General features: G+C 37.4%; 2 protein-coding genes and 1 pseudogene. All 3 read right to left on the minus strand.

Annotated elements, in window-relative coordinates; translation table 11 throughout:
• Nucleotides 1-100: 100 nt before the first annotated feature.
• Entirely contained in the window at nucleotides 101-910 is an 810-nt protein-coding gene (locus tag C5O24_RS12810) for a leucine-rich repeat domain-containing protein (protein ID WP_107036467.1), read from the minus strand.
• A gap of 4 nt (nucleotides 911-914) precedes the next feature.
• Nucleotides 915-1,352: a hypothetical protein gene (locus C5O24_RS13860; protein WP_133165597.1), complete on the minus strand. Its 438-nt coding sequence runs from the start codon at nucleotides 1,350-1,352 to the stop codon at nucleotides 915-917.
• A 379-nt stretch (nucleotides 1,353-1,731) separates the two neighbouring features.
• Nucleotides 1,732-2,143 (minus strand): annotated as a pseudogene (locus tag C5O24_RS12820) (hypothetical protein); the annotation flags it as partial.

The raw sequence follows: 2,143 nt of genomic DNA on the forward strand, positions 1-2,143 counted from the left end.
AAACCTGACCATCTCAAACAGCTCGTTTAAGCCTTCGGGTAAAAACTGCCAAAATGCATCACTGGTTTTCATGACGCAAATTTAACACTTTTCCCAAAATTCATGCACCGCACTTTCGGCTTGAGCCCTTATCGTCGACATTTGAAGAAACTACTATTCTATCCAAATTACTGATATTAGATAGAAAAGATAATGTCTCTATATCAGAGATTCGTTGCAGATAAAGAGTTTTCAAGTTATGCAAATACTTCAATGCGATAATATCTCTCAAATTCTTTGCGTTGAAAACCTCCACCGTTTCCATATTTGAGTTTTGCTCAATGAACCCACAAAGATTTTTTAGTTTAGGTGCTTTATCTATTAAAACTTTTTTCAAGTTGATCAGATTGCCAATTCCATATAAAGATTTGATATGAGTATTATAAAGAGCTACACTTTCTAATAGTTTCAGATTTCTCATAATGGACAAATCATCCATCTTAAAACCACTCAATGACAAATGTTTTAATGAAAACGCAATTTCAAGATTTCGAAGACGTGTGCTATATACGCAATTTAGGTATTTCAAAAATTTGAATATTGAAATATCAAGGTCTTTTTTTAGAGAACCCTCCATTGATAACACCTCCAAATTAACAAGACTATCAATATCCCCAATATTCATATTGGGCTGAAGGATAGTTAAACTCCTTATTTTTAGGGAGGATTCACCAAGAAAAGATAAATCTCCAATTACTCCATTGGTATAATTGGAATTTATCATTATACTTGATATGTTGTGATACTCAATGTATTTTCTATACTCTTGTAGCTTTGGAGCTTCAATAATTAGAGTAAGCTTTGGGAGCATATAACTATCCAAATTCTCAAAATATAAGTAGCCGTCTTTACGTATAATCGTATTGTTCATAACTTTACAATAAGAATTCACCTTCCAGTTTTTTATATGAGGGCTTTGATTGAAATAATTTACGTCGTTTGTTGACCATTTCTACGACAATAGACTTTGCTTGATTTGCTGTAAGGTTGCTTTCGCAAAACGTCATATAAATCTTGTTCATCCATTCATCGCGCGTTCCGTTTCTTAAATTCCATTTTTGTAGAATCCTAACACCACTATCATAATTGCCAATTAGGAATTTAATCATAGCGGCATAATAGTAGTCATGAACCGGGCCATTCCATTTCCCTCTCAACGCCTTAAACCGTTTAAGCCACAACAGTTTGACGAATTCCCAATTGGCATAATTAAGCGATTGAAATTTAATCAGAGATTCGGCATATTTTAATGCGTAAGTTGCGAATTTGAATATTTCCTCCCGAAATATACTATCGTTACCTACATATTCCACAAATCCAGATTTGTTAACGTGTATCCGTTTCCATCCGTAGGAAAAACATAGTGTTGAATATAACGGAGTGAAAGTATCGAATAAAAAATCTATTCCGACATTGCAGAAAGACCCACGAGAATATGCAGATGGCTGAAATTCTATTAAAACAACACAATAGCCACAATCATACAGCCATGTCCGAGATTTCCCCCTTTGGAAAAATCCGTGCGGTAAAAAGGTCGCATTTCCAACCTCTACTATGATTTTATTGTGAATGTCCATATGCAAAGTTAACGAATTTATCTGATAGTCAAGACATGGCAATGAAGAAAACAACGGCTATCCCACCGATTGGGGTGATTTAAGTGAGATAGCCGTTATTGTCAGTGTGGAGATATTAGCGTCTGATGCTTCGGCTTTGCCTCGGTTCTTTGGGTTGGAAGCCGAGTTTTTCAAGGAGCTTGCGGGCCATGTCGCGGAACCATTGGAACACATTTATTCCGTCGATTGTCAGTATGAATCGGTACTTTTCTTTCGGGTCGCGTTCCAATTTAGCATATGAACCCTCCGTGCTGAATGTCTGATTGTGTTCCGATGAGAAAAGAGAGCCTGCAAATCCCACTTTTTCTTGGGCGAGGATTCTCTGCGTGAATCTGTCGGGAAATCCGATATGGGTGCAATATCGCCCCCACCTCAGCAAATCTTCAAGGTCGGGGAAATACCGGGCAATGTCAGCCTTGTATTTCTGGAAATCTCCGTTGGCTTCGTTGGAGAGTTTCTGCATTTGCAGCCGGGCAACATCATCGGAG

This window comes from Paramuribaculum intestinale (assembly GCF_003024925.1).
Taxonomy (GTDB): domain Bacteria; phylum Bacteroidota; class Bacteroidia; order Bacteroidales; family Muribaculaceae; genus Paramuribaculum; species Paramuribaculum intestinale.

Coding starts and splice junctions, on each gene's coding strand:
- C5O24_RS12810 (WP_107036467.1), bottom strand. CDS start 910: ATGAACAATACGATTATACGTAAAGACGGCTACTTATATTTTGAGAAT.